General features: G+C 74.7%; 6 protein-coding genes. 5 read left to right on the forward strand and 1 reads right to left on the reverse strand.

Features of this window, described 5'->3' with window-relative positions:
* The 3 genes from Q7T15_RS08085 to Q7T15_RS08095 form a co-directional block, all read left to right on the forward strand.
* Positions 1 to 375: enoyl-CoA hydratase-related protein (locus Q7T15_RS08085; RefSeq protein WP_304695094.1), on the forward strand; the 375-nt coding region annotated here is incomplete at its 5' end.
* 25 nt (positions 376 to 400) lie between these two features.
* Positions 401 to 1,531, forward strand: a complete 1,131-nt coding sequence (locus tag Q7T15_RS08090) for an AMP-binding protein (RefSeq protein ID WP_304695096.1) — start codon at positions 401 to 403, stop codon at positions 1,529 to 1,531.
* A gap of 10 nt (positions 1,532 to 1,541) precedes the next feature.
* The gene (locus Q7T15_RS08095; RefSeq protein ID WP_370689122.1) at positions 1,542 to 2,543 is read left to right on the forward strand and encodes a 1,4-dihydroxy-2-naphthoate polyprenyltransferase; all 1,002 of its coding nucleotides are present in this window, start codon (positions 1,542 to 1,544) and stop codon (positions 2,541 to 2,543) included.
* A 1-nt stretch (position 2,544) separates the two neighbouring features.
* On the opposite strand, the gene Q7T15_RS08100 is transcribed toward Q7T15_RS08095, so the two are convergent.
* Entirely contained in the window at positions 2,545 to 2,865 is a 321-nt protein-coding gene (locus tag Q7T15_RS08100; RefSeq protein WP_304695101.1) for a DUF4229 domain-containing protein, read from the reverse strand.
* A gap of 90 nt (positions 2,866 to 2,955) precedes the next feature.
* On the opposite strand from Q7T15_RS08100, the gene Q7T15_RS08105 reads away from it, so the two are divergent.
* Positions 2,956 to 3,309: a PLD nuclease N-terminal domain-containing protein gene (locus tag Q7T15_RS08105; protein WP_304695103.1), complete on the forward strand. Its 354-nt coding sequence runs from the start codon at positions 2,956 to 2,958 to the stop codon at positions 3,307 to 3,309.
* A complete protein-coding gene (menD, locus tag Q7T15_RS08110) occupies positions 3,281 to 5,035 on the forward strand; it encodes a 2-succinyl-5-enolpyruvyl-6-hydroxy-3-cyclohexene-1-carboxylic-acid synthase (protein WP_304695105.1) in 1,755 nt (584 codons plus the stop codon). Before Q7T15_RS08105 ends, menD begins: the two co-directional genes overlap by 29 nt.
* Positions 5,036 to 5,124 lie beyond the last annotated feature (89 nt).

A 5,124-nucleotide genomic window follows, 5' to 3' on the forward strand; every position in this document is an offset into this window, starting at 1 on the left:
TTCGACGCCGGCTACGGCAGCGCCTACCTCGCCAAGCAGGTCGGGCAGAAGATCGCGCGCGAGATCTTCTTCCTCGCCCGCGAGTACGACGCCGAGCGCGCCTTCGAGATGGGAACCGTGAACGCGGTCGTGCCGCACGCCGCGCTCGAGGAGACGGCCCTCGACTGGGCCGAGACGATCCTCACCAAGAGCCCCACGGCCATCCGCCTGCTCAAGTACGCGATGAACCTCACCGACGACGGGATGGTCGGCCAGCAGATCTTCGCCGGCGAGGCGACGCGACTCGCGTACGGGACCGACGAGGCCGTCGAGGGCCGCGACAGCTTCCTCGAGAAGCGCGCGCCCGACTGGTCGCCGTTCCCCTGGCAGTACTGACAGCCCCGGGCGCTAGCGTGAACGGGTGACCCGTCCGCTCGCCGTCGTCGACACCTCCGACCCCCTCGCGTGCCTCGCGCACCTGCGCGACGCGCTGAGCGGCGACGGGCCCGCGGTGCTCTTCCGCGGCGGCGGCGTGAACCCCGTGCAGACCGCCCCGCTCGAGGTCGAGAAGCGCATCGGGCTCGTCGTCGAGACGAGCGGATCCACCGGCACCCCCAAGCGCGTCGCCCTGACCGCCGACGCGGTCCTCGCGAGCGCGGCCGCGTCCAACGGCGCGCTCGGCGAGCCCGGCCAGTGGCTGTCCGCGCTGCCCGTGCACTACATCGCCGGCATCAACGTTCTCGCCCGCTCGCTCGCGGCGAGCATCCCCCCGGTACCCGTCGCGCCCGGCCGCATGGATGCGGCGACCGTCCTCGCGGCGATCGCCCGCATGACCGAGAAGGTGCGCTACACCGCCCTCGTCCCGGCCCAGCTCGGACGCCTGCTCGACGAGGCCGACGCGAACGAGCAGCTGCGCGAGGCGCTCGCCGGCTTCTCCCGCATCCTCGTCGGCGGCCAGTCGACGCCCGCCGCGCTCATCGACCGCGCGCGTGCGCACGGCTGGCGCGTGACCCGCACGTACGGCTCGAGCGAGACGTGCGGCGGAGTCGTCTACGACGGCCGCCCGATCGGCCAGGCGAGCGTGCGCATCGTCGACGGCCGCGTCGAGCTCGGCGGACCGACGATCGCCGAGTACTACCTCGGCGACCCCGAGCGCACCGAGAGCGTCTTCGTCGAGCACGACGAGCACCGCTGGTACCGCACCGATGACGCGGGCGAGCTCGTCGACGGAGTCCTCCGCGTGACCGGCCGCCTCGACGACACGATCGTGACGGGCGGCCTCAAGGTGCGGCTCGGCGACGTCGAGCGCGTCGTCCGCGAGCAGCCCGGGCTCTCCGACGCCGTCGTCGTCGCGGGCCACCACCCCGAGTGGGGCGAGGTCCCGGTCGTCGTGACGACCGCCCGACCCGACCTCGCGACGCTGCGCCGCGCGGTGGGCGCCGTCCTCCCGCCCGAGGCGCGCCCCGACCGCGTCATCACGGTGGATGCTCTGCCGACGCTGCCCTCCGGCAAGCCCGACCGCCTCGCCATCGCGGAGCGCGCCCGCCCCTAGGATCATGCTCGTGGCGACGAAGCGACCTGCGAGCAGGGCACCCCAGAAGACCTCAGGCTCCTCCTCGGCGAAGAAGCGCTCGGGGCGGCCCGGCGGCCGACCGGCCGCGGCCGCGCGATCGGGCAACCCGGCGGCGGCGTCGCGCGCGACCGCACGCGACTGGATCGCCGGCGCTCGCCTGCGCACCCTGAGCCTCGCGATCGCACCCGTCGCCCTCGGAACGGCCGTCGCGCACGTCAACGCCGGCGCGGACATCCTCATCGCGGTTCTCTGCCTGGCGACCGCGGTCCTCCTGCAGATCGGCGTCAACTACGCCAACGACTACTCCGACGGCGTGCGCGGCACCGACGCGCAGCGGGTCGGGCCTCGGCGCCTCACCGGCTCGGGCGCCGCGCCCGCGCGCGCCGTGCTCACGGTCGCACTCGTCTTCTTCGGCCTCGGCGCGCTCGCCGGCCTCGCCGTCGTCGTGCTGAGCGGCCAGTACTGGCTGCTGCTGATCGGCGGCGTCGCGATCGCCGCCGCCTGGTTCTACACCGGCGGCCGCCGCCCCTACGGCTACGCGGGCCTCGGCGAGCTCGTCGCCTTCGTGTTCTTCGGTCTCGTCGCGACGGTCGCCACGACCTACGTGCAGATCGTCGACGCCCCGCTCGACGCGTGGCTCGCGGGCATCATCGCGGGCCTCTTCGCCGCGGCCGTCCTGCTCGTCAACAACATCCGCGATCGCGGTCAGGATGCCCTGGCCGGCAAGCGCACGCTCGCCGTGCGGCTGGGCGATCGGGCGGCCCGCATCCTCTTCGCGGTGCTCATCGTTGGCGCCTACGGCGTGCTGGCCTGGTTCGCCGCGCTCTACGTGTGGGCGCCGTACGTGTACTTCACGCTCCTCATCGGCGCGCCCGTGATCCTCATCGTGCTGCTCGCGCGCACGGCGGCCGAGCTCGTGCTCGCGCTCAAGCTCACCTCGCTCGCGGCGCTCCTGACGGGGCTCGCTCTCGCGGCGGCGATCGCCTTCTAGGTCAGGCGCGAGGGCGGTCGTCGGTACGAGCGTCCGCAGCGGCGTCCTCGGCAGCGGCGTCCTCCGCCGCGGCGTCCGGGTCGGCGACGGGCTTCGTGCGGCGCTCGGCGAGGTCGACCGCGACCGCGTCGCGGAGGCGACCGAAGAAGATGTACGACACCGTCAGAGCGACGACCGCGGCGATGACCGCGGCGATCGCGACGACCGCGAACCCGACGACCCCGATCGACTCGAGCGGCGCCGGCAGCACGAGGTAGAGCACCGCGAAGGCCGCTCCGAAGATGCCGAGGCGCACGAGGCTGTACTGGATCCACGGGTTCACGACCCCAGTCTAGAAGCGGCCGCCCGAGCGTCCGGTCCGCTCATCGGGTTCACCCGGCGCGAGCCCAGGGGCCCGGCGTACACTCGCCTCATGGCCAGGTTCCTCGTCGTGCTCACCGTGGTCGCGGTCGCGTTCACGATCTACACGCTCGTCGACGTCCTGCTCACCGATCGCTCGCGCGTGCGCGGTCTGCAGAAGCCCGTCTGGGCGATCCTCGTCGTCCTGCTGCCCGTCATCGGCGGCATCCTCTGGCTCGTCATCGGCAAGGCCCGCCGCACCTCCGGCGGCACGCGCGTGATCGCTCCCGACGACGACCCCGACTTCCTCGGCTCGATCAACCGGGAGGACGTCGCGCGTCGCGCCGAGCAGGGCGAGCGCCTGCGCCGCCTCGAGCAGGAACTCGCCGACCTCGACGATGACACTCGCGACGACTCCGCCCGCTGACGACGGAGCCGCTGACGGCGGCTCGCCCGAGCGCGCGGCGTCGCCCGCGCAGCGCGCCGCGACCGCGCTCGTCGTCGGGCTCATCCGTCACGGGGTCCGCGACGTCGTCCTGAGCCCGGGCTCGCGCTCGCAGGCCCTCGCGCTCGCGGCGGCCGCCGCCGCCCGCGCCGGAGCGATCGAGCTCCACGTGCGCGTCGACGAGCGCGTCGCGGGCTTCACGGCCCTCGGCCTCGCCGCCGAGTCGGGCCTTCCCGTGCCGATCATCTGCACCTCGGGCACCGCCGTCGCGAACCTGCACCCGGCCGTCCTCGAGGCCCACCACTCGGGCGTCGGCATCATCGTGCTCTCGGCCGACCGACCCGTCGAGCTGCGGGGCATCGGCAGCAACCAGACGACCGTGCAGCCGGGCATCTTCGGCGACCTCGTGCGGGCTGACTGGGATGTCGCGGCTCCCGTCGGCGCGGCCCACGAGGTCGACGACGCGGGCGACCTGGCCGAGCTCGCCGTCCGCGCCGCGGCGGAGGGCCCGGTGCACGTGAACCTCGCCTACCGCGAGCCGCTCAGCGGAGCCGTGGAGCTTCCCCCCGACCTCGCCGCGGGCGAGCATCCCGCCGCCCGGGCCGACATCGACGACGCCGCGCCCGGCGATCGGCGCGACCGCGTCGTGCTCGACCTCGAGCCCGACGACGCGACCGTCGTCATCGCGGGCACCGGGGCCGGCCCGCTCGCGACGGAGCTCGCCGAGAAGCTCGGCGCCCCGCTCATCGCCGAGGTCGCGAGCGAGTCGCGCTTCGGTCGGCACGTCGTCGCGGCCTACCGGGATGTCCTCCGCGGCCCGCACGGAGACGCCGTCGCCCGCGCGATCGTCGTCGGCCACCCCACGTTGAGCCGCGAGGTGCCGGCGCTGCTGCAGCGGCCGGACGTCGAGGCGATCGTCATCCGCACCCCGGGCGTCGAGGCGTACGACCCGGGTCGACGTGCGCGCATCGTCGACGGCGTGCGCGTGCACGGATCGCCCGACCCCGCGGTCGTGCGCCGCTGGGTCGGCGGCTGGGTCGCGATGTCGCGCGCCGTCCTCGAGTCGGAGGCGCCCGACGACCCGGCGCCCGACCTCAGCGCCGCTGTCTCGGAGGAGCCGAGCGTTCGCGCCGCCTTCGCCCGCGCCGAGATGGCGATCCTGCGCGCTCCCGTCGATCGGCGGATGCTCGCCCGCGCGCTCTGGGCATCCACCTGGCCGCACGATCGTCTCGTGCTGGGGGCGTCGCGCCTCATCCGCGAGGCCGACCGCATCGTGCCCGGAAAGAGGATCCCGGTGCACGCCAACCGCGGCCTCGCCGGCATCGACGGGACGATCTCGACGGCGGCCGGCATCGCGCTCGCCGCCCGCCGCGCGGAGCGGCACGGCGTCGTGCGCGTCCTGCTCGGCGACCTCGCCGCCGTGCACGACGCGGGCGCCCTGCTCGTCCCGCTGCCCGACGACGTCTCGCTGCACGTCTTCGTCGGCGACGACGGAGGAGGCACGATCTTCGACTCGCTCGAGGTCGCCGCCACGGCCGACGCCGACGACTTCGCGCGCGTCATGCGCACGCCCGTCGCGGTCGACTTCGCGGCGCTCGCCGCCGCCGGCGGGTGGGAGTACCGCCGCGTCACGACGCGCGCCGAGCTCGATGACGCCCTCACGGCGCGCGAGCGCCTGCTGCTCGTGCACGTGCCGCTCGAGCCGTAGACCCGCCCGCCCGCCGGCTCACCGGCCCGACCCGCTCACCGGCCCGGCCCGGCCCGCTCTGTCCGCCGCATGTCCCGGCGGCCTCCGCG

Source organism: Microcella sp. (genome assembly GCF_030645145.1).
Lineage (GTDB): Bacteria > Actinomycetota > Actinomycetes > Actinomycetales > Microbacteriaceae > Microcella.

Coding starts and splice junctions, on each gene's coding strand:
- Q7T15_RS08105 (WP_304695103.1), top strand. CDS start 2,956: ATGGCCAGGTTCCTCGTCGTGCTCACCGTGGTCGCGGTCGCGTTCACG.
- menD (WP_304695105.1), top strand. CDS start 3,281: ATGACACTCGCGACGACTCCGCCCGCTGACGACGGAGCCGCTGACGGC.